Source organism: Nocardia brasiliensis IFM 10847, from assembly GCF_000710915.1.
Classification (GTDB): Bacteria; Actinomycetota; Actinomycetes; order Mycobacteriales; family Mycobacteriaceae; genus Nocardia; species Nocardia brasiliensis_A.
Map to the genome: position 1 here is coordinate 35,311 of NZ_BAUA01000196.1, position 22,348 is coordinate 57,658.

Consider the following 22,348-nt stretch of genomic DNA (forward strand, 5'->3'; position numbering starts at 1 on the left):
CCTGCGATCAGTGTGCCCTGAGACACACTCGCGCGCCTCTCGACAAAGTGGCGAAACGGTCGGTCACCCTTCGCCATTCTGTACACTCCCATCGATGGCGGTACCGATTAGCTGGGTGTTGTCCCAAGCGGATCTCGCACTCCGGCTCCGGGGCGGCGCCGGTGGTGTCGGTCGCGAGGTCGATCTCGTGCTCACCACTGAACTGGAAGATCCCTTTCCCTGGCTCTCCCACGGCGAACTGGTGCTCACCACCGGCATGCGGTTGCCGCGCACCAGCCGGGAGCGCGCGGCCTACCTGCGCGCGTTCGACGACTGCGGGGTGGCGGCGGTCGGCTTCGGCACCGGCCTCACCTACGCCGAAGTGCCCGAGGATCTGATCGCCGCCGCCGACGCCATCGGTATCCCGCTGCTCGAGGTGCCGTTACCGACGCCGTTCGCGGCCGTGGTCAAGAAGGTGTCCGCGCGTGTCGCCGAACTGCAGTACGACGCGCTGCTGCGGGCCTCGCGCGCACAACCGCGAATGACCAAGGCGCTGCTTAAATCGGGCGCGCGGGCGATCGTGCGGGAACTGGCCGGCTCGCTGGCGGCGACGGTGCTGATCGTCGACGCGGCGGGCACGGTCACCGAATGTCATCCGGAGGCGCCGTCGGACGCGCTGCTGCGCGCGGTCCGGGCCGCCCTCGCCGCCGACCCGGCCGCTGCGGCCAGCAGCGTCCGGACCGATACCTCCGGAGCCTCGATCACGCATCAGCGGATAGGTGTCGACCGCCGCTCGTTCGGTGAACTGGTGGTGGTCAGCGCGGCACCGCTGAGCGGTGTGGATCAGATCCTGCTCGGGCACGCGAACTCCTTGCTGGCGTTGGATTTCGCGAAACCGGTTCGGTTGCAGGCGGCGCAGCAGCAGCTCAACAGCCAGGCGCTCGCCTTGGTGCTGAGCGCGGAAACCGATCTGGCCCCCGCCTGGGCGCAGCTGCTGCCCGTCCTCGACGCGCACGGCCGGATCCGTGTTCTCGTCGCCGAATGCGATTCGGCCGCAACGATGTCCGACGTTCGTGACGTGGTGGCGGCGGCGCTGCACGACGCCGGGCACCCGGTGTTCCTGCATATCGCGGACCAGCGGGTATCAGTGCTGCTGCCCGGCTCCGAGGGGGTTTCGTTCGCGCGCCGCCTCGCGCTCGAAATCGGCTCTTCGGCAGGCACACTCACCCGGATCGGGCTGAGTGGCGGACATCGGCTGCGTGATCTGGGCGTGGCGGCCGAGAACGCGACGCGGGCCGCTTCGGTGGCCGAACGTGGCGGCGCCCCGGTGGAATTCGACGCGATGACCGGTCGCTCGCTGCTGGCGTTCGACGCGACCAGGCAGGTGCTCGACGCGATGGCCGACACCGTGCTCACCCCGCTCGTCGAGCACGACCGGAGCAACGGCACCGACCTGCTGAACGCCCTGCACACCTTTCTGGAGGCGAACGGGCAGTGGGAGTCGGCCGCGGCGACGCTCGGCGTGCACCGGCACACGCTGCGCAAGCGCATCGCCTTCGTCGAGGACCTGCTCGCCTGCGACCTCGACAACGCCAGGGTGCGCGCGGAGCTGTTGCTCGCCATCCTGGTGCGCCGCACGTGACGGTGTCCGCCGCGCTGCAGCGCAGAATTCGACGGATTTCGTTGCCGAGCGGGTGGCCAGGTGCCTGATCCGGCCGTCGACATCACCTCTCGATGCTTGTCGGTGTCCGAGTGTTCGGGCAGGATGCCGGGCGTGAGCGACCAAGAATCGAGCCGGACGGCGCCGGTACTGGATGACACCTCGAAGAAGATCATCGCCCAGTTGCAGGAGGACGGGCGGCGCGCCTACGCGACGATCGGCAAGGCCGTCGGGCTGTCCGAGGCGGCGGTGCGGCAGCGGGTGCAGAAGCTGTCCGACTCCGGTGTCATCCAGATCGTCGCGGTCTCGGATCCGTTGCAAGTGGGACTGTTTCGGCAGGCGATGGTCGCGATCACGGTGGACGGGCCGCTGCAACCGGTATCCGACGCGCTCACCGCGATGGACGAGATCAGCTATGTGGTCGAATGCGCGGGTCGCTACGACGTGCTGTGCGAGGCGGTCTGCGCCGACGACGCGGCACTGCTCGACCTGGTGTCGAACCGGCTGCGCACGCTGCCCGGTGTCCGGCACGCCGAGATCATGATCTATCTCAAGCTGCGCAAACAGACTTATCAGTGGGGGACTCGCTGATCTGCGCAACGAAATCCGTAGTTCGTCTCGGTATTTCAGGCAGAAACAATCGATAGATGGAGTTTTTGCAACGGATCTAGTTGCGGCCTGGGGTGTGATGTGGGATAACCGAAAACATGACCGCTATCACCGATCTGTCCGCCGTAGGCTCCAGCGACTCGGCCCGCGTCGTCCGTGACCATCTCTGGATGCACTTCACCCAGCAATCCGAGGACACCGATGCCGAGACGCCGGTGATCGTGCGCGGTGAAGGGGCCTATATCTGGGACGCCGCCGGCAAGCGCTACCTCGACGGGCTCGCGGGCCTGTTCGCGGTGCAGGTCGGCCACGGCAGGGCCGAGCTCGCCGAGGCCGCGGCTCGCCAGACCCGCGAACTCGCCTACTTCCCGCTGTGGGGATACGCGCATCCGACGGCGCTCGAGCTCGCCGAGCGCCTGGCCGTGGCCGCCCCCGGCGACCTGAATCGGGTGTTCTTCACCGTCAGCGGCGGCGAATCCGTGGAAACCGCATGGAAACTCGCGCGGCAGTACTTCAAGCTCGTCGGCAAGCCGACCAAGCACAAGGTGATCAGTCGGTCGATGGCTTACCACGGCACCTCGATGGGTGCCCTGTCGATCACCGGAATCCCCGGCGCGAAAGCGGATTTCGAGCCGCTGGTGCCCAGCACCGTGCGAGTGCCGAACACCAACTTCTTCCGCGCCACCGAGCACACCGACGATTACGACGCCTACGGCCGCTGGGCCGCCGACCGCATCGAAGAGGCGATCCTGTTCGAAGGCCCCGAGACGGTCGCCGCGGTATTCCTCGAACCGGTGCAGAACACCGGCGGCTGCTTCGTCCCGCCGCCCGGCTACTTCCAGCGGGTCCGGGAGATCTGTGACCGGCACGACGTACTGCTCGTCTCCGATGAGGTGATCTGCGCGTTCGGCCGCCTCGGATACGATTTCGGCGCAAAACGTTTCGGCTATCAGCCCGATATCCTCACCACCGCCAAGGGGCTCACCTCCGGGTACGCCGCGCTCGGTGCGGTGCTGGTCAGCGATCGGGTGGCCGAACCGTTCCGGCACGGCGCCACGTTCATGCACGGCTCCACTTACGGCGGCCACCCGGTCGCCTGCGCGGTTGCCCTCGCCAACCTCGACCTGATCGAGCGCGACGGCATCTACGAGCATGTGCTGGCCAACGAATCCCGGTTCAAGTCGACCCTCGACAAGCTCACCGATCTGCCCATCGTCGGCGAGGTGCGCGGCGCGGGGTACTTCTATGCGGTGGAGCTGGTCAAGGATCGAAATACCAAGGAGCGCTTCACCGATGAAGAAGCGACCCGCATCCTCAAGGGCTACGTGTCGAAGTCGCTGTTCGAAGCGGGCCTGCACTGCCGGGCCGACGATCGTGCCGAGCCGGTCATCCAGCTGGCTCCACCGCTGATCTGCGAGCAGGCCCAGTTCGACGAGATGGAACAGATCTTGCGCGAAACCCTCACCGGCGCATGGTCACTGCTCTGACCGGCAGTTTCGGCTGGACGAAGGGGAGACCCGTATGACGAAAACCGGCGCATACGCCGATCTGATCCTGCTCGCCGAACGGGTGCACACGCTCGATCCGGCGCGGCCGCACGCGCAGGCGGTCGCGATGCAGGGCGGGCGCATCATCGGCGTCGGCGGCCCGGCCGATATCCGGGACTGGCGGGGGGCGCGGACCGAGGTCATCGATCTCGGCGACGCGACCATTACGCCCGGTCTGGTGGACGGTCACGCCCATCCGCTGGTCGGCGCGGACATGACCAACGGTATCGACCTGTCGTCGGTGTCGAGCGTCGACGAGCTGATCGCGGCGCTGCGCGCCGAGGGCGTCGCGCCGGTCGACGGCTGGATCCGCGGCTGGGGCCTGGACCCGAATGTTTTCGCGGACCAGCCGATTACGTTCGAGCCACTGCTGCGGGCCGTCGCCGAGACGATCCCGGTGTATCTCGACCTGAACGACGCGCATTCGGCGCTGGTGAACCCGGCCGCGCTGCGGGCGGCGGGCGTGACCGGCCACCGCGAGTTCGATCAGGGTGCGCGCATCGTCTGCGACGGCGCGGGCCGGCCGACCGGGCACCTGCTCGAACCGGCGGCGATGGACCTGGTGCTCGACGTCGCCCCGGTGACCCCGATGCGCGTACGCCGTGCCCGCGTCGCCGAGGTGCTGCGAGGGATGGCCGCGACCGGACTCACCGCCGCGAATGTGATGGACTTCGACGGTGACAGCGAGGAATTGATCACCGGACTGGCCGCGGAGGTGGAGCTGCCCGTCCAGTTGCGGTTCGCACCACGTTGTCACCCGGGCACCGGACGCGCCGGGCTCGAGCACATCGTCGACTTGCAGCGCCGCGGCGGACGCCGGTGGCGGGTCGACGGGGTGAAGTTCGTCATCGACGGCACGATCGACGGCGGCACGGCATGGCTCGACGAACCGGACAGCCATGGCGAATCGACGACGCCGTTCTGGCCGGACCCGGCGCAGTACCGAGAAGCCGTGCACTACTTGGCCGCTCGTGGAGTGCCGACCGTCACCCACGCGATCGGTGACGCCGGCGTCCGGTACGCGCTGGAGACGCTCGCGGGCGCCGCGCTGCCGCCATCCGGCGTGCGGCATCGAATCGAGCACATCGAAACCATCCCGACCGAACTCGTCGCGAAGTTCCGGGAATACGGTGTGGTCGCGAGCATGCAGCCGACGCACTGTAGTCACTTCACCCGTGCCGATCACACCGACAACTGGTCGGCGCGATTGGGCGACGAGCGCGCGAACCGCGGGTTTCGCACTCGCGATCTGCGCGATTGCGGGGCCACGGTCGCGTTGGGCTCGGACTGGCCGATCGGCCCCTACGACGCTCGCGCCATTCTGGCCGACGCGCAATTGCGCCGTCCGGCAGGACGTTCGGAGGTCGAACCGGTTTCTCCCAAGCAATCGCTCACTGCGGCAATGGCGTTGGAGGGTTATACCTCGCACGCCGCGCGCGCGGCGGGGCGGGAAGGTACGGCCGGGCGCGTGGCGATCGGCTGCACGGCTGATCTCACGGTGTTCTCGCTCGATCCGCTGGCTGTCCCGCCCGATGAATTGGCCGGTGCGCCGATCGCTGCGACGGTCGTCGCCGGAGCTGTGGTGCACCGCGCCGAATTCGCTTGAAGTCGTTGTGTGACAAGGGAGTAACGAACGATGAAAGCCAGCGCCACAGTATTGACTGAATATTCAGTTGAGAATACCGTCGCCTCATGAAAGAGCATGTGGACCCGACCAGTGATCGGGTCGGCCGGATCGAACAAGCGGGCGTCGAATATCTGCCGGAGGCGGCCCGGGATTCGTCGCCGTGGAATGTGGCCGCGGTATTCCTGGGCAGCGGATTCACCTGGACCGCGGTGATCTACGGCTGGGTGGTGATTCAGCTCGGACTGTCGTTCTGGCAGGCGCTGCCGGCGCTCCTGGTCGGCGGGCTGATCGGTGCCCTGGTCGTGCTGCCGACCGCGCTGATCGGCCCGCGCACCGGAACCAACATGACCGTCGCGAGCGGTGCCGAGTTCGGTATCCGCGGGCGCTTCATCGGTTCCGGGCTGGCCTTGGCGACCGCCGTCGTCTTCGCCGCGATCACCGTGTGGACCAGCGGTGACGCTCTCGTCGCGGCCGGCGCCCGGTTGCTCGGAACGCCCGACGCGGGTTGGGTGCGCGGCCTCGCCTACGGCGTGATCGGCGCGGCGATGGTCGCGATCGCCTTGTTCGGACACGCCACTATCGTTGCGGCACAGAAGATCATCGTCCCGGTGGTCGGGCTGCTGATGCTCGCGGGGGTCTTCGCCTTCGTGGGCCGGTTCGACGCGGACGCGGCGCCGGGGGAGTACGCCCTCGGCGGATTCGTGCAGACCTGGGTGGTGGCCGTGGTGATCTCCGCGTCCGGGCCGATCTCGTATGCGACCACCATCGGCGACTACACCCGCCGGGTATCGCAGCGGCACAGCGACCGCCGGATCGCGGGAGCGCTCGGTCTCGGCCTGTACTTCGGCGGCATCATTCCGGCGACGTTCGGTGCGTTCACCGCATCGGCGCTCACGAGCAACACCGGCTCCTATACCACCGACCTGGTCGCCGCGGCGCCGCTGTGGTTCACCTTCGCGATCGTGGTGATCTCGATCCTCGGCGGCCTGGGTCAGGGCGTGCTGTGCGTCTACGGAAGCGGCCTGGATCTGGAAGGGGTGTTTCCGCGATTGCTGCGCGTGCAGACCACGATGATGACCGCGGCCCTGGTGGTCGTGCTGCTCTACGTCGGCGTATTCGTCTTCGACGCAGTGGATTCGGTGAGCGCGGTCGCAGTCGTACTGAACGCCGTGGTCACGCCGTGGGTGGTGATCATGGTGATCGGCGCGCTGCGCCGGCGCGTGCACGGCTACGACGTCGTGGATCTGCAAACCTTCGCCCAGCGGCGCACCGGCGGTCGGTACTGGTACACCGGCGGCTGGCATCTCGGCGCTGTGGTGGCTTGGGCCGCGGGCGCGATCGTCGGCGTACTGGCGATCCACACCACGGTGTACACGGGCCCGATCGCTGCGATAGCGGACGGAATCGACATCAGCATGATCGGTTCCGGACTGGTCGCCGCGACGGTTTACCTTGTCGCCTCGCGTATTCGGACCACCGCGGCCGCGTCGGTGCCGCTGCCACGGGCGGTGTCCGAGTTCGACGAGGCGCTGATCTTTCGTCCCACCAATCTTGACTGAATATTCAGTTATGTATATCGAGAAGGCAGGTAGTGATGACCGAGCAGACCTTCGTGGTTACCGCCGCACCGACACCGCCGGTGTCGCCCGCGCGCGTCGCGCCGAGTGACCGGACGCCGCTGCGCGTCGGACTTGTTCAGCACCAATGGGTTCCGGACGCGGAGGCGTTGCGCGCCACGCTGTACGAGGGCATCGGCCTGGCCGCGGCCGAGGGGGCGCGTGCGGTGTTCCTGCCGGAACTGACGCTGTCCCGCTATCCCGCCGACGTGCGAGCGGCGGCGAATCCGGGCGCGACAGCCGAGGACCTGCGGACCGGGCCGACGTTCACCTTCGCCGCCGCCGCGGCCCGCGCGCACGGCGTCGCGGTGCACGCCTCGCTGTACGAAAAGTCGATCGGCCCAGATGGTCTCGGCTACAACACCGCGATATTGGTCTCACCCGAAGGCGAGCTGATCGGGCGGACCCGCAAGTTGCACATCCCGATCAGCGACGGCTACTACGAAGACACCTACTTCCGGCCGGGCCCTGCCGAGGACGCCTATCCGATCTATCGACCCGCCGCGCTCGACGGTGCCGCCATCGGTCTGCCGACCTGTTGGGACCAGTGGTTTCCCGAGGTCGCCCGGATGTATTCGCTCGGCGGCGCGGAAATCCTGGTGTACCCCACCGCGATCGGGTCCGAACCCTCGTTCCCGGGCTTCGACACCCAGCCGCTGTGGCAGCAGGTCATCATCGGAAACGCCATCACCGCGGCCACTTTCATGATCGTGCCGAATCGGTTCGGCGACGAGGGCGGTGTCACCTTCTACGGATCTTCGTTCATCGCCGACCCGTACGGGCGGGTGCTCGCGCAGGCGCCGCGTGACCGTGCCGCCGTGCTGGTCGCCGACCTGGATCTGGATCAGCGTAAGGACTGGCTCGGTCTGTTCCCGTTCCTCACCACCCGGCGGCCCGATACCTACGACCGGCTCACCGCGCCCGTCGACCGGGACCACGCCTTCGGCGCGGATCAGATCGGGAGCCGGGCGTCATGAGCTGGGTGATGCCGGCGGAAACGGCACCGCAGGAACGGATCTGGATGGCCTTTCCGCCCCTGGGCGCGAGCGTGTTCGCCACGGCGGAATCCGCGCACGAGGCGCGTGAGGCCTGGGCGCGGGTGGCGCACGAGATTCTCGAGTTCGAGCCCGTCACGATGGTGGTCGACCCGCGTGATCGGCGGGCGGCTCGAAAGTATCTGTCGGGCATGGTCGATCTGCTCGAAGCGCCGCTCGACGACGCCTGGATGCGCGATATCGGCCCGTCCTTCGTGCTGGACGCGGACAGCGGCAGGCTCGGCGCCGTCGACTGGACCTTCAACGGCTGGGGCAGGCAGGAGTGGGCGAACTGGGCGCGGGACAGCGAGATCGGTGCGACGGTCGCCAGCGCGGCCGGCGCCGAAACGGTCGGCTCGAAGCTGGTCAACGAGGGCGGCGGTATCCAGGTCGACGGGCTGGGCACCGTACTGGTCACCGAGACAGTGCAACTCGATCCGATGCGCAATCCGGGGCTCGACAAGGCCGCGGTCGAAGCCGAATTGGCGCGTACCATCGGCGCGCGGCACGTCATCTGGCTGCCGCGCGGCCTGACCCGGGACAACGAACAGCACGGCACCCGCGGGCACGTCGATATCGTCGCCGCGATTCCCGCGCCCGGAACTCTGCTGGTACATGCCCAGCACGACACCGCGCACCCGGACTGGGCGGTGACCCGCGAGCTGCTGGCACTGCTGCCGGACACCACCGATGCCGCCGGCCGAGCTTGGGAGATCGTCGAACTGCCTGCCCCGCAGGTGCTCCGGGATCGCGAAGGCTGGGTGGACTACAGCTATATCAACCACCTCGTCGTCAACGACGGCGTAATCGCCTGCGGCTTCGGCGATCCCCATGACGACGTGGCACGGGGCATCCTCGCCGAGATGTATCCGGGCCGGCAGGTGCGCACGGTCGATGCCCGGGAGTTCTTCGCCCGCGGTGGCGGCATTCACTGCATCACCCAGCAGCAGCCGAGGGTGATCGACTGAAAGTTCAGTTGGGCTATGTTGGTTCGGGAACCGGAGCCGACCGACTGGAGCAACTGCGATGGCGAGCCGACGCGAAGCGATCCTGCGGGCGAGTGCCAAGGCGATCGCCGAGCGGGGTGTGCGCGGACTGCGCGTACACGATGTCGCCGAGGTCGCGGGCGTCTCGCCCGGCCTGCTCTACTACTACTTCAAGGATCGGGACGGCCTGCTCGCCGCCGCGCTGACCTATATCAACGACCGGGCCCGCGAATCCGGTACCGCCAGTGAGGGATCGGATTCTGCGCTGGAACGGCTGCACGCGCATGCGCTCGCCGACATCCAGGATGAACCCGAGGTGTTCGAGAACGCGTTGGTCTGGCACGAATTACGGGCGTCGGCGGTCTTCGAAACGCCGCTGCGGGCACCGCTCGCCACGACCTCGCGGCAGTGGGACGCGGAGATCGCCGACGCGATTCGGCTGGCGCAGGCGGCGGGGGACGTGCCGCAGTCGGTGGATCCGAAAGCCATGGGCCTCATCGTCACCGCGCTGACCGACGGCCTGTCCGCACGCTGGCTCTCCGGTGAACTCAGCACCGAGCAGGCACGCTCGCACCTGTCGATCGCGCTGAACGCCCTGCTCCCCGCGACGAATCGAGCGTCCGCGGACCAGGGGTGACGCCATGCGGTGGCCGCCGCGCCGGGAAAGTATGACACGCCGGGACTTTTCGACTGAATAGATCGAAACGATGACATCGGCGATGAGATCTGATAAAACATCGGCCGTACTAGAGGTTGCTCCTCCGCTTACGTCCACGCCGTGCCTACCGTGCGGTAGGTAGAAGGACGGCGCGGGGGAGCTGTTCGCCTGCAAGCGGGCCGCGAAGGTGCTGTACGGGCCCTGATCTCAGCACAACCCGGTTACCTCGAGGAGAGCCCGTTCGTGTCCGTATACCTCTATAAGTGGGGAAAGTTCGCCTTCCGCCGCAAGTGGATCGTGCTGCCGCTATGGCTGGTACTCCTCGGTGCGCTCGGCGCCGGTTCGCACCTGTTGAGCAAGTCGATGAGCGACGAGTTCAGCATGCCCGCGCTGCCGTCGGAACGCGCGACAGAAATCCTGGACAAGCAGTTTCCGGGCATGTCCGCGCAGTTCGGCATCGATGCCGTCAGCGGTACCTACGTGCTCGAGGCGCCCGCCGGTACGAAGCTGACCGACAAGGACAACAGCGCCGCCATCGACGCGCTGATCGCTGATCTGCGGGCGCTGACGGTCGGGGACGACCGGCACCGGCTCGTGGCCGAAAAGGCCGGGGCGGCTTTGCAGAACCCGGTCGCCGCCACCCAGGCGATGGGCTGTCTGACCACCGCCGATCCCGCGACCTGCGCGGGCGCTCCGCTCAACGTGCTGAGCAAGGACGCCCCGGCGACCGTGGCCGTGCTCACCGTGCCGTTCGACATCGCCTCGTCGATGGATATCACCGACGAGCAGCGACGGGCCGCCTACGCCGTGGCCGACCCGGCCCGTGCGCGCGGATTGGTGGTCGAACTCGGCGGGTCCATCGCCCGCGAGCAGGAACAGCCCAGTGGGCAGGCCGAGTTGATCGGCATGGGGGTCGCGCTGGTCGTCATGGTGATCGCGTTCGGCGCCATCGTGGCGGCTTTCGTGCCGATCGTCACCGCCATCGTCGGACTGGGCGCCGCGATGCTGGTGATCTCGCTGAGCACCGCGGTCGTGGAGGTGCCGAGTTTCACGACGTTCCTGGCATCGATGATCGGTATCGCGCTGTCGATCGACTATGCGCTGTTCATCGTCTCCCGGTACAAGCACGAATTGCGCGTCGCGGCGAATCCCGAAGAAGCGGCGGGCGTTTCAGTGGGTACGGCAGGTTCGGCGGTGGTGTTCGCCGGGCTCACCGTGATCGTCGCGCTGGGCGCGCTGAGCATCGTCGGGGTGAACTTCCTGACGTTCATGGGTCTCGGTGGCGCCGTGGCCGCGTTCTTCGCCGTGCTCACCGCGATCACGCTGATGCCCGCGCTGCTCGGCGCTTTCGGCCGATTCCTGTTCAAGCCGAAGCTGCCGTTGGTCGCGCGGCACGACCCGGAGGACGACACCTCCGTCACCAACGGCATGCGGGTCGGCCGACTGATCGGCAAGCGGCCGTGGCTCGCGCTGATCGTCGCGGTGGCCGCGTTGGCGGCACTCGCGCTGCCCGCGCTGCAGTTGCAGTTGGGTCTGCCCGGTGAGGACAGTCTGCCCACCGAGTCCACGGCCAGGCAGGCCTACGACATCCGGACCAACGGCTTCGGCGAGGGCAGCAACGGCGTCCTCACCGTGGCCGCCGATCTGGAGCAGGTGCCGGCAGACGAGCGCAAGGCCGCGGTCACCGCGCTGCGCGACCGGCTCGCGGAGTTCCCGGAGATGGATTACCTCACCTCACCGCAATTCAGCGCGAACGGGCTGGGTGCGATGCTCAGCGGTGTGCCGAAATCTGGTCCGAACGATCAGGACACCAAGGATCTGGTGCGTGACGCTCGCGCCGCCGAAGCCGAATTGACCGAGCGCTACGGCATCCGATACGGCATCACCGGCACCACCGCCATCTACGCCGACATGGACCACGTCCTGCTCGGCAAGATCGTGCCCTACCTGGCGATCGTCGCGGGCGCGGCCTTCGTGCTGCTGATCCTGGTGTTCCGGTCCATCCTGGTCCCGCTCACCGCGGCGCTCGGCTTCCTGCTCTCGATGGCGGCTACCTTCGGCGCCACCGTCCTGATCTTCCAGGAGGGCACCTTCGGCCTGATCGCCGACCCGCAGCCGATCGTCAGCTTCCTGCCGATCATGTTGATCGGCTTGGTATTCGGGCTCGCCATGGACTACCAAGTGTTCCTGGTGACCCGCATGCGCGAGGAATTCGTGCACGGCAAGTCGGCGCGGCAGGCCATGATCGCCGGGTACCACCACGGCGCGCGCGTGGTCACCTCGGCGGCGATCATCATGATCTCGGTCTTCGGTTCCTTCCTGCTGGAAACCGACGTGACCGCGAAATCCATGGGATTCGCGCTCGCGGCAGGCGTCGCCATCGATGCCTTCGTGGTGCGCATGGTGCTGGTGCCCGCCCTGCTGGCGATCATGGGCAAGGCGTCGTGGTGGATGCCGAAATGGCTGGACCGTATCCTGCCCGACATCGATGTCGAGGGGGCGAAGCTGCGCGCGTTGCAGCGCAAGCGGTCCGGCGCGGCCGAGCTCGAGCCGGTTGGGGCCGAACAGGCGCCTGCCCTCGACGCGGCGGTGAATACCGTTGCGGTGCAGCAAATGCCGGAGGCGGAAAGTGAGCAGTTCGGCGCATCGAGCGGCCGCACGATCTTCGGGCGGGTGTGCCGCGACGACGGGTACCCGGTGCCGGACGCGGCCCTGACTCTGATCGACCAACGCGGGCAACAGGTTTCGCGAGCGGTGGCGGATGACGACGGCAACTACGCGATCGAGCCGCCCGCACCGGGCGGCTACGTCCTGATCGTCTCCGCGAGCCGGCATCAACCCGCCGCGGTGAATGTCACTGTCGCCGAAGACGGTGCGCACCACGTCGACGTCACGCTGCAGGGTTCCGGCGAGCTGTCCGGCGTGGTGCGCACCGCCGCCCGCGAGCCGGTGGCGGAGGCCACGATCACCGTGACCGACCTGCGCGGCGAGGTGGTGGGGGTGGCGGTCAGCGCGGCGGACGGCGGCTACGCCTGCAAGGGTGTGCTGGCCGGAACCTACACGCTGGTGGCGGTCGCCGCGCGGATGCGACCCACCGCGACGACGTTGACCGTACCCGACAGCGGCCGTTTGCGTTTCGACGTCGAACTCGCGCCGATGGCAATGCTGTGGGGCACGGTGCGGGCGAATGGCCGCGCGGTGTACGACGCCCGGATCACCGTGCTCGACTGGTCCGGCACGATCGTCGGCACCGCCCACACCGACGAGGACGGCCGCTACGCGGTGGCCGACCTGCCGGAGGGCGAGTACACCGTCGAGGCCCGGGGCTACCCGCTGGTGACCGGTCAGGTCACCATCACCGGCAGCCAGGTCGACCACGATGTCCGCCTGGGCTTCGACATCGACGAACACGCGGAAATGTCCTGAGCCACGGCTTTTCGGTTCGTGACGAGCACGGGCGGACCCCGTGCGCACGGGGTGCTGTGCCCCTGAAACCGTGGGCACGCCCCTGGATGGGGTAGCTCCTACGATGTGAGGTTTGGAGTGCAGGGGCGACAGAGGTGGGGAACGCGCGGTGACCGAGGTGCTCGTCGGTGTGGCACTGCACGACATCGTGATCGCCGCGCTGCGGGAGGCGTGGACGCAGGCGCGCCCGCACCCGGTGGATACGCGCGATCTGCTCGTCGCGCTGATGCGCGCGGACATGTCCACCGGTTGGTCGCGGATCTGGTTGGACGTCGGTGACATTGCGGCGATCACCCGCAAACTCGTCGTGGACCCGGCTCGCGGCGGCACCGCGACGTGGTCGGACGTCGAACTCACGGATACCTGTGCCACCGCCCTCGGCGTCGCTTGGCGGTTGGCCTACCGGTACCACCTGTGGCCGATTCCGGTCGGTGTCGTCGCGCTCGGTCTGGTTGCCGACGACGGTTCGGCCGCCGCACAAGCGCTCCGAGACCGCCTGTCGCGCAGTGAGATGCTGGCGTTGCTCCAGTCCGAGGTGCTGCGCATCCAGCTGGGCGCCCTCGACCGGACACTTCCGGCACTGCTGGCCGAGTCACGCTACCCGGTGCCGGTCACGAATTCGCCACCGCCGATTCGAGTGCCGCCCCCGCCTCCGTCCCCGCCGGTGCGTCGGCCACTGACCCCGGCCCAACTCCGCCAGCAGAAGCGCAATCGCGTCATCATCCCGATCGCCTTGGTGCTGTTCGCGATATTGGCTTTCATCATGACCATGAACCCTTACAACATCCTCGACGAGCCCGGCGCCAAACCCCCGCCTCCGGCTACGGTCACCACCACGAGCGTCGTCCGATGAACGGCCCCGACGACCGTGCGTCGGTCATCGAAGTGTGGTGATCGGTTGGTGGGGAAGGGGTTCGGGCAGAGTCAGGGCGGTATGCGCGGGGCGGCCAGTTTGCGGGGGCAAGGTGGTTAGGCTGCGCAGCCTGGCGTTGCGTTTCGCCAGAGCTTCGGCGGTGGTGGGGAAGAGGGCGGCGTCGCCCGCGCCGACCAGTGCCTGATTCTGTTCCACGAAACCGCATAGGCCGCGCTCGTAGGCGGCGAAAGCCGCGGTGTGGTCGTTGTGGGTGGCCAGAGAGTGGGCGAGCACATACGCGCCGACCAGGGCGAGGCTGGAACCTTGCCCGGTGAGGAACGACGGGGCGTGCGCGGCGTCGCCGAGCACCGCGTATCGCCCTCGCGTCCACCACGGCATGCGGACCTGGCTCACCGTGTCGAAGAACGCATCGTCCGCATCGCGCAAAGCCGCGACCATGGCCGGGATTTCCCATCCGTCGTTCGCGAAAGTTGCTGCGACGAGCTCACTCTGGGCTGCGCGGTCGCGCAGGACCGGGTAGGGCGGTATCGGGTGCGTGAAATTGAGGAAGGCGTGTAGTTCGTTGCTGTCTTCGACCGCGTAGAGCGCCGCGCCCCGTCCCGGGGTGTTCCAGATGACCGCCTCGTGCGAGAGCCCGAATGTGTTGGGCATCGTGAAGATGGCGAAGCAGTAGCCCAGGTAGCGGTGGAACTGTGCCGCGGGCCCGAACACGAGTTCCCTTATCCGCGAATGCAACCCGTCGGCGCCCAGGACCAGGTCGAAACTGCGCTGGACGCCGCTGCGGAAGGTGACCTCGACGCCGTGTCCGTGTTCGGTGAGCGCGGCGACGGAGTCGTCGAACACGAACTCGACGTCGTCACGGACGTTCGCGTACAAGGCTTTCGACAGATCTCCGCGCGACACCTCGAGGTCACGTCCCTCGACTCCGCCGACCACCGCCTGGGGGTGCACCACCGCAGCGGTCGTGCCGTCGGCGTTGCGGAAGGTCAACCGGCCTGAGTTGATATGCGCTTGCCGCAGCTGCGGCAGGATTCCCATCCGGCGTGCGACCTCCACCGCGGTGCCGCGCACATCGATCGGGTACCCGCCGCTGCGCACTCCGGCCGACTTCTCCACCACGGTCACCGCGAACCCGTAGCGGTGCAGCCAGAACGCGACGGCAGGACCGGCGATGCTCGCCCCGGACACCAGCACAGACGTTTTCGATGCGGACTTGCAGTTCATTGCTCAACTCCTGAATCGAGAGGGTCACACGCGGCCGCGGTGGATGTTGCGGGCGAGGACGACAGACAGCACGGCGGCGATCGCGAATGCGGCGGAAGCGATTGCGATACAGCCGAATACGCCGGTTGCCGAGTTCACCGTCGCGCCGTCGACGACCACGGTGGTCGAGTCGAGCACGGCCGCGCCCACGAAGTTGAGCACCACCGACCCGATCGAAACCATGACCATGACGAGACTGGAGACGATGCCCTGCCGCTCGGTCGCGGCCGAACTGCCCGCCATGTTGAACCCCGCCGTTCCAAGCGCGCCCACCGTGACGCCCAGCAGGAAGGCGAAGCACAGCGCGGCCGTCAATTGTGAAGCGCCGAGGAACATTCCGACGGTCACCACGGTGCCCAGCACGATGGCTCCGGCCAAGGTCGACGCCGGCCCGACGCGCGCCGCAAGCCATCCGGCTCCCGGGCCGCCGAGCATCACGCCGAGTCCCGGCGCCGCGAGCAACAGCGCCACCGATCCCTGGTCGGCCAGTCCGTACCCGAGGTGCTGATCCGCCGAGACGTCACCGATGAGTGGGATGAGCTGGAGCATGCTCTGGTACGAACCGGCGCCGAGGAAGACGACGAGCAGCGTGAGCGCCAACGGGCCGTTGAGATCCCGGACGTCGATGAGGGGATCGGGCTTTCGATTCGAGACCAGGAACCAGCGGGCCAGTGCCGCGCCGCCGCCGCAGAGCAGCGCCAGCGGACCGGCGGCAAGCCAGCCGAGATCCGAGCCGAGGCTGATGTAAGCGAGCACCCCGGCGAGACCGCCACCGAGCAGCAGCGCGCCACCGACGTCGATCCTTCCGGGCGTCTTGACCAGGGATTCGGGCACGATGCCGCGCACGACGATCGCCATCGCCACCGCGACGAAAGCCGAGACCAGGAACAGGATTTGGAAGCCGTACCGCATGGCCAGTTGCTCGATGAGGAACCGGGAAGCGATGTTGAGCACCGCCGACCCGGAGGTCACGATCCCCACGATGATCATTCCGATCCGTGGTGCGCAGACACTGCGAACGATCGCGACGGAGAGGAACACGGCCGCCAGCGACGCTCCCTGCAGCATGCGTCCCGGCACGAAGATCCAGATGGTGGGGGCTACGGCGCAGACGAGCGCGCCCACGCCGCTGACGAGCAGCGTCAGGACGAGGACGATGCGTTTTCCGTAGATATCGGCGCTCTTGCCGAGCAGCGGCGCCCACAGCACGCCGGCCAGCATCGCGGTGGCATTGAGCCACGCCGCCTGGTGGGTATCGAAATGGTCGAGCATCTCCGGCAGGACGAGCAGCGGCGCCGTGATGGCCGAATCGACCACGAAATTCACCAGGGCCAGTACCGCCACCAAGCCGATGAGCTGCGCGTTCCAGCTCGAGTGCAGTCCGGTGCTGGTACTTCCGGACACGATCCGGTGCATCAGGGACTCCTTGATACGGGCGCGTGTCAGAGCGACGCGCAGCTAAGTAAGATACGAGAAGGTTTCTTAACGGCGAGAGTAGGCTCCCCGATAAGAAACGTCAAAGGATCTAAGGAGTGCGGTGTTACGACGGCGCGGTGAAGCGCTCGAGGCGGCCATCCTCGAGGCGGCATGGGACGAGTTGAGCGAGCGAGGCTACGCGAACTTGACCATCGATGCGGTCGCCCGGCGAGCCGGCACGAGCAAGCCGGTGCTGTATCGGCGCTGGGCCGACAAACAGCAGCTGGTCGAAGCGGCGGTGGTGCGCCGCAACGTGATTGCGCTGATCGCTCCGGCGGATACCGGGTCGCTGCGCGGCGATCTGCTCGCCACGCTCACCGCGGCGAGCGAGAAGCAGGGACCGTTTCTGGCGCAGCTGAGCCTGTTGCTCGCGGGTTACTTCGCGGAGACCGAGACCAGCTTCGCCGAACTGCGCGACATGATCGTCGCGGGTCGCCGCTCGGGGCGCGACGAGATCATGCAGCGGGCGATCGAGCGGGGCGAGCTCGATCCCGCCAAGCTCACGCCGCGTATCGCGGCATTACCCTTCGACCTGCTGCGCGCCGAGACGATGATGACGCTGCGACCGGTCGCGCCCGAGGTGATCGAGGAGATCGTCGACACGATCTTCCTGCCGCTGGTCCGCTAGTTCGTGCGCCGACGGCGCAGACGCTCAATCCCTCCCACTTCAACATATATCGCACCGGGGGGCTTGCGGCAAGGCCCGGGTGGTGTCGCAGAATAGCCGGCCGGAAGTCATAACCTGCGGAAATGGGGTATTGCGAAGTGCGTGTGCTACTGACGACGTGGGGATCGCGCGGGGATGTCGAACCGCTGGCGGGGCTGGCGGTCGCGTTGCGCGAACTGGGCGCGCAGGCGCGGGTGTGCGCGCCGCCGGACGACGAGTTCGTCCGGTTGCTGGAGCGGGCGGGTGTGCCGCTGGTGCCGCTCGGTCCGACCGTGCACTCGATCGTCGCCAACCCGAAACCGCCGACCGCGCAGGACGCGTTCCAGCTCGCTCCCGCGCTGGTCGCCGCCCGGTTCGAGACGCTGATGACGGCCGGTGAGGACTGCGATGCCTTGCTGGCGACCGGGCTGATGCCCGCGGGTGCGCGTGACGTAGCCGAAAAGCTGGGCATGCCTTATGTTCTCGCGTGCTTCCATACCCTCGGCCTGCCGTCGCAGCACTTCCCGCCGGGGCGGCGGCCGGGCACGCCGTCGCCGGACGGGGAGACCGACAACCGGGTGCTGTGGCGCCAGGACGCCGAGCGGGTGAACGCCCTGTACGGGGACGCGCTCAACAAGCACCGGGCGGCCATCGGCCTGCCGCCGGTCGACAACGTCCGCGACTACGTGTTCACCGACAGGCCGTGGCTCGCGGCCGACGAGACACTGTGCCCGGCCGCCGGAAAAACCGACCTCGACGTGGTGCAGACCGGCGCGTGGATCCTGCCGGACCACCGCCCGCTCCCGGACGATCTGGAATCTTTCCTGAATGCCGGTGCGCCGCCGGTATACGTGGGTTTCGGCAGTATGGCGTCCTACACCGCGACGGATATCGCCCGGGTCGCTATCGAGGCGGTCCGCGCGCAGGGCCGCCGAGTCCTGCTGGCTCGTGGCTGGGCGGAGCTCACGCCGATCGACGACGCCGCCGACTGCTTCGTCGTCGGCGACGTCAATCAGCAGGCCTTGTTTCCCCGGCTGGCGGCGGTTGTCCACCACGGCGGCGCGGGTACCACCACGACGGCCGCCCGCGCGGGCGCGCCCCAGGTGATCGTGCCCCATATCGCCGACCAGCCGTTCTGGGCCGCCCGGATCGCCGAGCTGGGAATCGGTGCGGCGCACCAGGGTTCGACTCCTACCGTCGATTCCCTGTCCGCTGCGCTCGCTACGGCCCTGATGTCCGATACCCGCACCCGAGCCGAAGCGGTCGCCCGCGACGTCCGCGGCGACGGTGCCACGATCGCCGCGAAGATGCTCCTCGACCTGGCGGCCGAGAACAGTCGGTCGTAGACCGTACCTAGCGTAAGGCCGCGGGGAGGCCGTGAGCCCAGCTGCGCTGTTGCCCACGCTTGACGATGCGCCAGCCGCTGGGCGTGCGCACGTATTCGTCGATGTACCACATGCCGAGCAGGGTCACCGCGGGATCGCCTTCCTCGACCGGCAGGAGCAGTGCGTTGTAGCACATGATCCGCCCGGTCGCCCGGTCACCGTCGAGGTGGATCTCCGGGTTGCCCAGCAAATGCTGGGACGCCGAGATCGGCGCCATGCTCGCGGTCAGCCACTCCTTCATGTCGGCCAGTTGCCCCGCGATACCGCCGAACGCCGTCAGATCGATATAGGCATCCTCGACGAACACGTCGTCGAGAGCCGCGAAATTCCGGCTGTCCACCGCGGTCGCGTACGCCACCGCCAATTCCTGGATCGCCAACCGATCCGAGATCTCCTGCATGTCGAGCACCGAACCTCCTGGAACCATGACTGGAATTCGGAAGTTACCGGCGGGCGCAGTACCGAGCACAGCCCCCAACGGGCTGCTCGTATCCCGCCGATCGGCGGAACCGGTCGGACACCGTTCAGCCGTTGATGATCTGGGGCGCGGCGACGGCTTTGAGTCCCTCCGTGCCGAATTCGAGGCCGTAGCCGGATTTCTTGGTGCCGCCGAAGGGGACTCGGGGGTCCAGTCCGCCGTGCGAGTTGATCCAGACGGTGCCTGCTTCGAGGCGGGTGGCGATGGCGCGGGCGGTGGTGGTGTCGCTGGTCCAGACGGACGCGCCCAACCCGACGTCGAGGGCGTTGGCCATGGCGATGGCTTGTTCGACGTCGTCGTAGCGGATGATCGGGAGGGCAGGGCCGAACTGCTCTTCGGTCACCAGCGGGTTGTCGTTGTCGATATCGGCGACCAGGGTGAGCGGATAGAAGTTTCCGGGTGCGGCGAGATCGGGATCGCCACCGGTGAGCAGGGTCGCACCGGAGGCGCGCGCCGCGTCGACGAGCCCGGCGACGATATCGAACTGCCTGCGATTCTGCAGCGGCCCGAGGACATTGGCTTCGTCGAGGCCCCGGCCCATCGGCATGGCCGCCGCGACCTCGACGAGCGCCGCGCACACCTGTTCGTAGACATCGGTATGCACATAGAGCCGTTTCATGGCCGCACAGGTCTGGCCGGTGTTGATGAACGCGCCCCAGAACAGATCCTGGGCGATGGCGCGCGGATTGACGTCCGGCAGCACGATGCCCGCGTCGTTGCCGCCCAATTCGAGGGTCAGCCGCTTCACGGTATCGGCCGAACCCTTGATGACGGCCTGCCCCGTGCGGGTGGAGCCGGTGAACATCACCTTGTCGATCTCGGGGTGGCTCGCGAGCCGGGCGCCCAGCTCGCCCGCACCCGCCACCACTCGCAGAATGTCTTGCGGCAGTGCGCTGTTGAGCACCTCGACCAGCGCGAGCACACTCAACGGCGTGTACTCGGAGGGTTTGACCACGGCGGTGTTGCCCATGCGCAGCGCGGGCGCGACCTGCCAGACGGTGATCATCATCGGCCAGTTCCACGGGCCGATGGCGCCCACCACCCCGAGCGGGCGGTAACGCAGTTCCGCGTGGGCGGTGTCGTCGTCGACCACGGTTTCGCCGGGCAACGGTGTGGTCGCGGCCGACCGCAGCCACGCGGCGCACGCACCCACTTCGAAGCGGGCGTTGGGGCCGTTGAGCGGTTTGCCCTGTTCCCGCGAAAGCAGTTCGGCGAGTGGCTCGCTCGCCGCCTCGATCGCGTCGGCCGCGCGTAGGAGGAGCGCGGCGCGCTCCTCGTCGGTGCGCGCCGCCCACCCGGGCTGCGCGGCGCGGGCCCGGGCGATGGCCGCGTCGAGTTCGCTGACGGGTTGGCAGCGGACCCGGCCGACCTCCGCGCCCGTCGCGGGGTCCGAGATCACCCGGCCGTCGGGGTCGGTGACGGTCGCGAGGAGGTTCTCGTAAGTGACTGTCGGAGAGGTCATTGCGCAATCCTTCGGTGTCGGTCGGGCTCGTCGCGTGGCGAGCCGATGAATCGGTGGGCCAGCGCCTCCGACCCCCGGGCGAGCAGCGCGGCGTCCGCGCCGACGAGCAGGAACGTCGCCCCGTGCTGGGCGTACACCGCCGCCTGGTCGGGATCGAAAGCGTTCACGCCCACGGGCTTTCCGGCCGCCAGCACCGCGCTGAAGGCGCGGCGTACCTGTGCCGTGACATCCGGATGGGTCTGCTGACCGAGCAACCCCATAGCGGCCGCGAGATCACTCGGGCCGACGAAAACTCCGTCGATGCCAGGTGTTTCGGCGATGGCGCGGGCATTGCCGACGCCCTCCGTCGTCTCGATCTGCACGAACACCGACACATGGTCGGCGGCCTCGGGGAGGTAGCCGTCGATGCGATTCCAGCGCGCGGAGCGCGCGAGCGCGCTGCCCACGCCGCGTCGCCCGAACGGCGGGTACTGCGCCGCCGCAGCGATATCGCGCGCCTGCTCGACGGTGGACACCATCGGCACCAGAATGCTCTGCGCGCCCAGATCCAGGACCTGCTTGATGACCACGGTGTCACCCACGGGGACCCGGACAACCGGTGTCACGGCGTAGCCGGACACGGCATACAGTTGCGCGAGCACGGATTCCAGTCCGTTCGGCGCGTGCTCCATGTCGACGAGCACCCAGTCGAGCCCGGACCCGGCCATGATTTCGGCGACCACCGGCGATCCGGTGGTGATCCAGCCGCCGTACAGCGGCCGGCCGGTGTTCGCCAGCACCTCGCGCAGGGTCGGATTCAGGCGAAGCGGCATGCGATCGTTCCCATCGGTCCGTAGTCGGCGAAGATGGTGTCGCCGGGCTCGACCCACAGCGGCCGGGTGAACGAGCCGGCGAGCACGAGTTCGCCGGCGTCGAGCCGGTCGCCGTGCTCGGCGAGCTTGTTCGCCAGCCAGGCGACCCCCGTCGCGGGGTGGTTGAGTACCGCGGCGGCCACACCCGATTCCTCGATCGTCTCGTTGCGATAGAGCAGCGCGGACACCCAGCGCAGGTCGACCGTGTCGGGCCGCACCGGGTTTCCGCCGTAGACCAGTCCGCCCATCGCCGCGTTGTCACTGATCGTGTCGACGATCGTCCGGCCCGCCAGGTCGATCCGCGAGCTCAGGATCTCCAGCGCCGGAACCACGTATTCGGTGGCCCGCATGACATCGAAGATCGTGGCGCCGGGGCCGTCGATCGGCGCACCGAGCACGAAGGCGAGCTCGACCTCGATCCGCACGTTGGCGAACCGTCCGTGTTCGATGACCGCGCCGTTGTCGTAGACCATGTCGTCGAAGACGGCCCCGTAGTCCGGCTCGGTGATGCCGGTGGCCGCCTGCATCACCTTGCTGGTGAGCCCGATCTTGCGGCCGACGGGTCTGCGGCCGTTCGCGATACCGCGCCGACGCCATTCGTTCTGTACCGCATACGAATCCGCGACCGTCATCTCGGGGTAGCGAGCGGTCAGCAACGGGATGGTGCGGCGGTCCCGCTCCGCGGCGGCCAATTCATCGGCGATCGCCGTGATCACCTCGCTGGGCAGCATC

General features: G+C 68.0%; 17 protein-coding genes and 2 pseudogenes. 13 read left to right on the plus strand and 6 right to left on the minus strand.

Annotated elements, in window-relative coordinates:
• The first annotated feature begins 94 nt into the window (after positions 1–94).
• From NBRGI_RS38780 to NBRGI_RS38825, 11 genes and pseudogenes are all read left to right on the plus strand, one after another.
• The gene (locus tag NBRGI_RS38780) at positions 95–1,621 is read left to right on the plus strand and encodes a PucR family transcriptional regulator (RefSeq protein ID WP_029902636.1); all 1,527 of its coding nucleotides are present in this window, start codon (positions 95–97) and stop codon (positions 1,619–1,621) included.
• A gap of 102 nt (positions 1,622–1,723) precedes the next feature.
• Positions 1,724–2,230, plus strand: a complete 507-nt coding sequence (locus tag NBRGI_RS38785) for an Lrp/AsnC family transcriptional regulator (RefSeq protein WP_370627916.1) — start codon at positions 1,724–1,726, stop codon at positions 2,228–2,230.
• A 116-nt stretch (positions 2,231–2,346) separates the two neighbouring features.
• Positions 2,347–3,735: an aspartate aminotransferase family protein gene (locus NBRGI_RS38790; protein WP_029902640.1), complete on the plus strand. Its 1,389-nt coding sequence runs from the start codon at positions 2,347–2,349 to the stop codon at positions 3,733–3,735.
• Between the two features lie 34 nt (positions 3,736–3,769).
• Positions 3,770–5,401: an amidohydrolase gene (locus NBRGI_RS38795; protein WP_029902642.1), complete on the plus strand. Its 1,632-nt coding sequence runs from the start codon at positions 3,770–3,772 to the stop codon at positions 5,399–5,401.
• Between the two features lie 86 nt (positions 5,402–5,487).
• Positions 5,488–6,981: a purine-cytosine permease family protein gene (locus tag NBRGI_RS38800; protein ID WP_029902644.1), complete on the plus strand. Its 1,494-nt coding sequence runs from the start codon at positions 5,488–5,490 to the stop codon at positions 6,979–6,981.
• Between the two features lie 35 nt (positions 6,982–7,016).
• Positions 7,017–8,015: a nitrilase-related carbon-nitrogen hydrolase gene (locus NBRGI_RS38805; RefSeq protein ID WP_029902646.1), complete on the plus strand. Its 999-nt coding sequence runs from the start codon at positions 7,017–7,019 to the stop codon at positions 8,013–8,015.
• Positions 8,012–9,040 (plus strand): agmatine deiminase family protein, encoded by a 1,029-nt coding sequence (locus tag NBRGI_RS38810; protein ID WP_029902648.1) that lies wholly within the window; start codon positions 8,012–8,014, stop codon positions 9,038–9,040. Before NBRGI_RS38805 ends, NBRGI_RS38810 begins: the two co-directional genes overlap by 4 nt.
• A gap of 58 nt (positions 9,041–9,098) precedes the next feature.
• Complete coding sequence (locus NBRGI_RS38815) at positions 9,099–9,695, plus strand: TetR/AcrR family transcriptional regulator (RefSeq protein WP_029902650.1); 597 nt, start codon at positions 9,099–9,101, stop codon at positions 9,693–9,695.
• A 264-nt stretch (positions 9,696–9,959) separates the two neighbouring features.
• Positions 9,960–12,275, plus strand: a pseudogene (locus NBRGI_RS38820) (MMPL family transporter); the annotation flags it as partial.
• Between the two features lie 111 nt (positions 12,276–12,386).
• Positions 12,387–13,142 (plus strand): annotated as a pseudogene (locus tag NBRGI_RS49455) (MSCRAMM family protein); the annotation flags it as partial.
• A gap of 148 nt (positions 13,143–13,290) precedes the next feature.
• Complete coding sequence (locus tag NBRGI_RS38825) at positions 13,291–14,034, plus strand: hypothetical protein (RefSeq protein ID WP_029902653.1); 744 nt, start codon at positions 13,291–13,293, stop codon at positions 14,032–14,034.
• Between the two features lie 24 nt (positions 14,035–14,058).
• On the opposite strand, the gene NBRGI_RS38830 is transcribed toward NBRGI_RS38825, so the two are convergent.
• Together NBRGI_RS38830 and NBRGI_RS38835 are read right to left on the minus strand one after the other, a co-directional pair.
• Positions 14,059–15,279: an FAD-dependent monooxygenase gene (locus tag NBRGI_RS38830; protein WP_029902656.1), complete on the minus strand. Its 1,221-nt coding sequence runs from the start codon at positions 15,277–15,279 to the stop codon at positions 14,059–14,061.
• A 24-nt stretch (positions 15,280–15,303) separates the two neighbouring features.
• Positions 15,304–16,734 carry an MFS transporter gene (locus NBRGI_RS38835; protein WP_029902658.1) on the minus strand — a complete coding sequence of 477 codons (1,431 nt, stop codon included), beginning with the start codon at positions 16,732–16,734 and terminating at the stop codon, positions 15,304–15,306.
• 121 nt (positions 16,735–16,855) lie between these two features.
• On the opposite strand from NBRGI_RS38835, the gene NBRGI_RS38840 reads away from it, so the two are divergent.
• A complete protein-coding gene (locus NBRGI_RS38840) occupies positions 16,856–17,422 on the plus strand; it encodes a TetR/AcrR family transcriptional regulator (protein WP_029902659.1) in 567 nt (188 codons plus the stop codon).
• A 122-nt stretch (positions 17,423–17,544) separates the two neighbouring features.
• The gene (locus tag NBRGI_RS38845) at positions 17,545–18,786 is read left to right on the plus strand and encodes a glycosyltransferase (RefSeq protein WP_235211256.1); all 1,242 of its coding nucleotides are present in this window, start codon (positions 17,545–17,547) and stop codon (positions 18,784–18,786) included.
• A 7-nt stretch (positions 18,787–18,793) separates the two neighbouring features.
• Here NBRGI_RS38845 and NBRGI_RS38850 read toward each other — a convergent pair whose 3' ends face one another.
• From NBRGI_RS38850 to hpaH, 4 genes are all read right to left on the minus strand, one after another.
• Positions 18,794–19,225 carry a nuclear transport factor 2 family protein gene (locus NBRGI_RS38850; protein WP_235211259.1) on the minus strand — a complete coding sequence of 144 codons (432 nt, stop codon included), beginning with the start codon at positions 19,223–19,225 and terminating at the stop codon, positions 18,794–18,796.
• 124 nt (positions 19,226–19,349) lie between these two features.
• On the minus strand, positions 19,350–20,765 hold the full coding sequence (locus NBRGI_RS38855) for an aldehyde dehydrogenase family protein (RefSeq protein ID WP_029902665.1): 1,416 nt from the start codon (positions 20,763–20,765) through the stop codon (positions 19,350–19,352).
• Positions 20,762–21,577 (minus strand): HpcH/HpaI aldolase family protein, encoded by an 816-nt coding sequence (locus tag NBRGI_RS38860; RefSeq protein WP_029902667.1) that lies wholly within the window; start codon positions 21,575–21,577, stop codon positions 20,762–20,764. The genes NBRGI_RS38855 and NBRGI_RS38860 overlap by 4 nt, the downstream gene beginning before the upstream one ends.
• Positions 21,562–22,347 (minus strand): 2-oxo-hept-4-ene-1,7-dioate hydratase, encoded by a 786-nt coding sequence (gene hpaH, locus NBRGI_RS38865; protein ID WP_029902669.1) that lies wholly within the window; start codon positions 22,345–22,347, stop codon positions 21,562–21,564. The genes NBRGI_RS38860 and hpaH overlap by 16 nt, the downstream gene beginning before the upstream one ends.
• Position 22,348: the final 1 nt, after the last annotated feature.

Bases quoted from the DNA above. Each gene is read 5' to 3' on its own strand.
- NBRGI_RS38780 (WP_029902636.1), top strand. From the start codon at position 95: ATGGCGGTACCGATTAGCTGGGTGTTGTCCCAAGCGGATCTCGCACTC.
- NBRGI_RS38790 (WP_029902640.1), top strand. From the start codon at position 2,347: ATGACCGCTATCACCGATCTGTCCGCCGTAGGCTCCAGCGACTCGGCC.
- NBRGI_RS38795 (WP_029902642.1), top strand. From the start codon at position 3,770: ATGACGAAAACCGGCGCATACGCCGATCTGATCCTGCTCGCCGAACGG.
- NBRGI_RS38800 (WP_029902644.1), top strand. From the start codon at position 5,488: ATGAAAGAGCATGTGGACCCGACCAGTGATCGGGTCGGCCGGATCGAA.
- NBRGI_RS38805 (WP_029902646.1), top strand. From the start codon at position 7,017: ATGACCGAGCAGACCTTCGTGGTTACCGCCGCACCGACACCGCCGGTG.
- NBRGI_RS38810 (WP_029902648.1), top strand. From the start codon at position 8,012: ATGAGCTGGGTGATGCCGGCGGAAACGGCACCGCAGGAACGGATCTGG.
- NBRGI_RS38815 (WP_029902650.1), top strand. From the start codon at position 9,099: ATGGCGAGCCGACGCGAAGCGATCCTGCGGGCGAGTGCCAAGGCGATC.
- NBRGI_RS38830 (WP_029902656.1), bottom strand. From the start codon at position 15,279: ATGAACTGCAAGTCCGCATCGAAAACGTCTGTGCTGGTGTCCGGGGCG.
- NBRGI_RS38835 (WP_029902658.1), bottom strand. From the start codon at position 16,734: ATGCACCGGATCGTGTCCGGAAGTACCAGCACCGGACTGCACTCGAGC.
- NBRGI_RS38845 (WP_235211256.1), top strand. From the start codon at position 17,545: ATGGGGTATTGCGAAGTGCGTGTGCTACTGACGACGTGGGGATCGCGC.
- NBRGI_RS38850 (WP_235211259.1), bottom strand. From the start codon at position 19,225: ATGCAGGAGATCTCGGATCGGTTGGCGATCCAGGAATTGGCGGTGGCG.
- NBRGI_RS38855 (WP_029902665.1), bottom strand. From the start codon at position 20,765: ATGACCTCTCCGACAGTCACTTACGAGAACCTCCTCGCGACCGTCACC.
- NBRGI_RS38860 (WP_029902667.1), bottom strand. From the start codon at position 21,577: ATGCCGCTTCGCCTGAATCCGACCCTGCGCGAGGTGCTGGCGAACACC.
- hpaH (WP_029902669.1), bottom strand. From the start codon at position 22,347: ATGCTGCCCAGCGAGGTGATCACGGCGATCGCCGATGAATTGGCCGCC.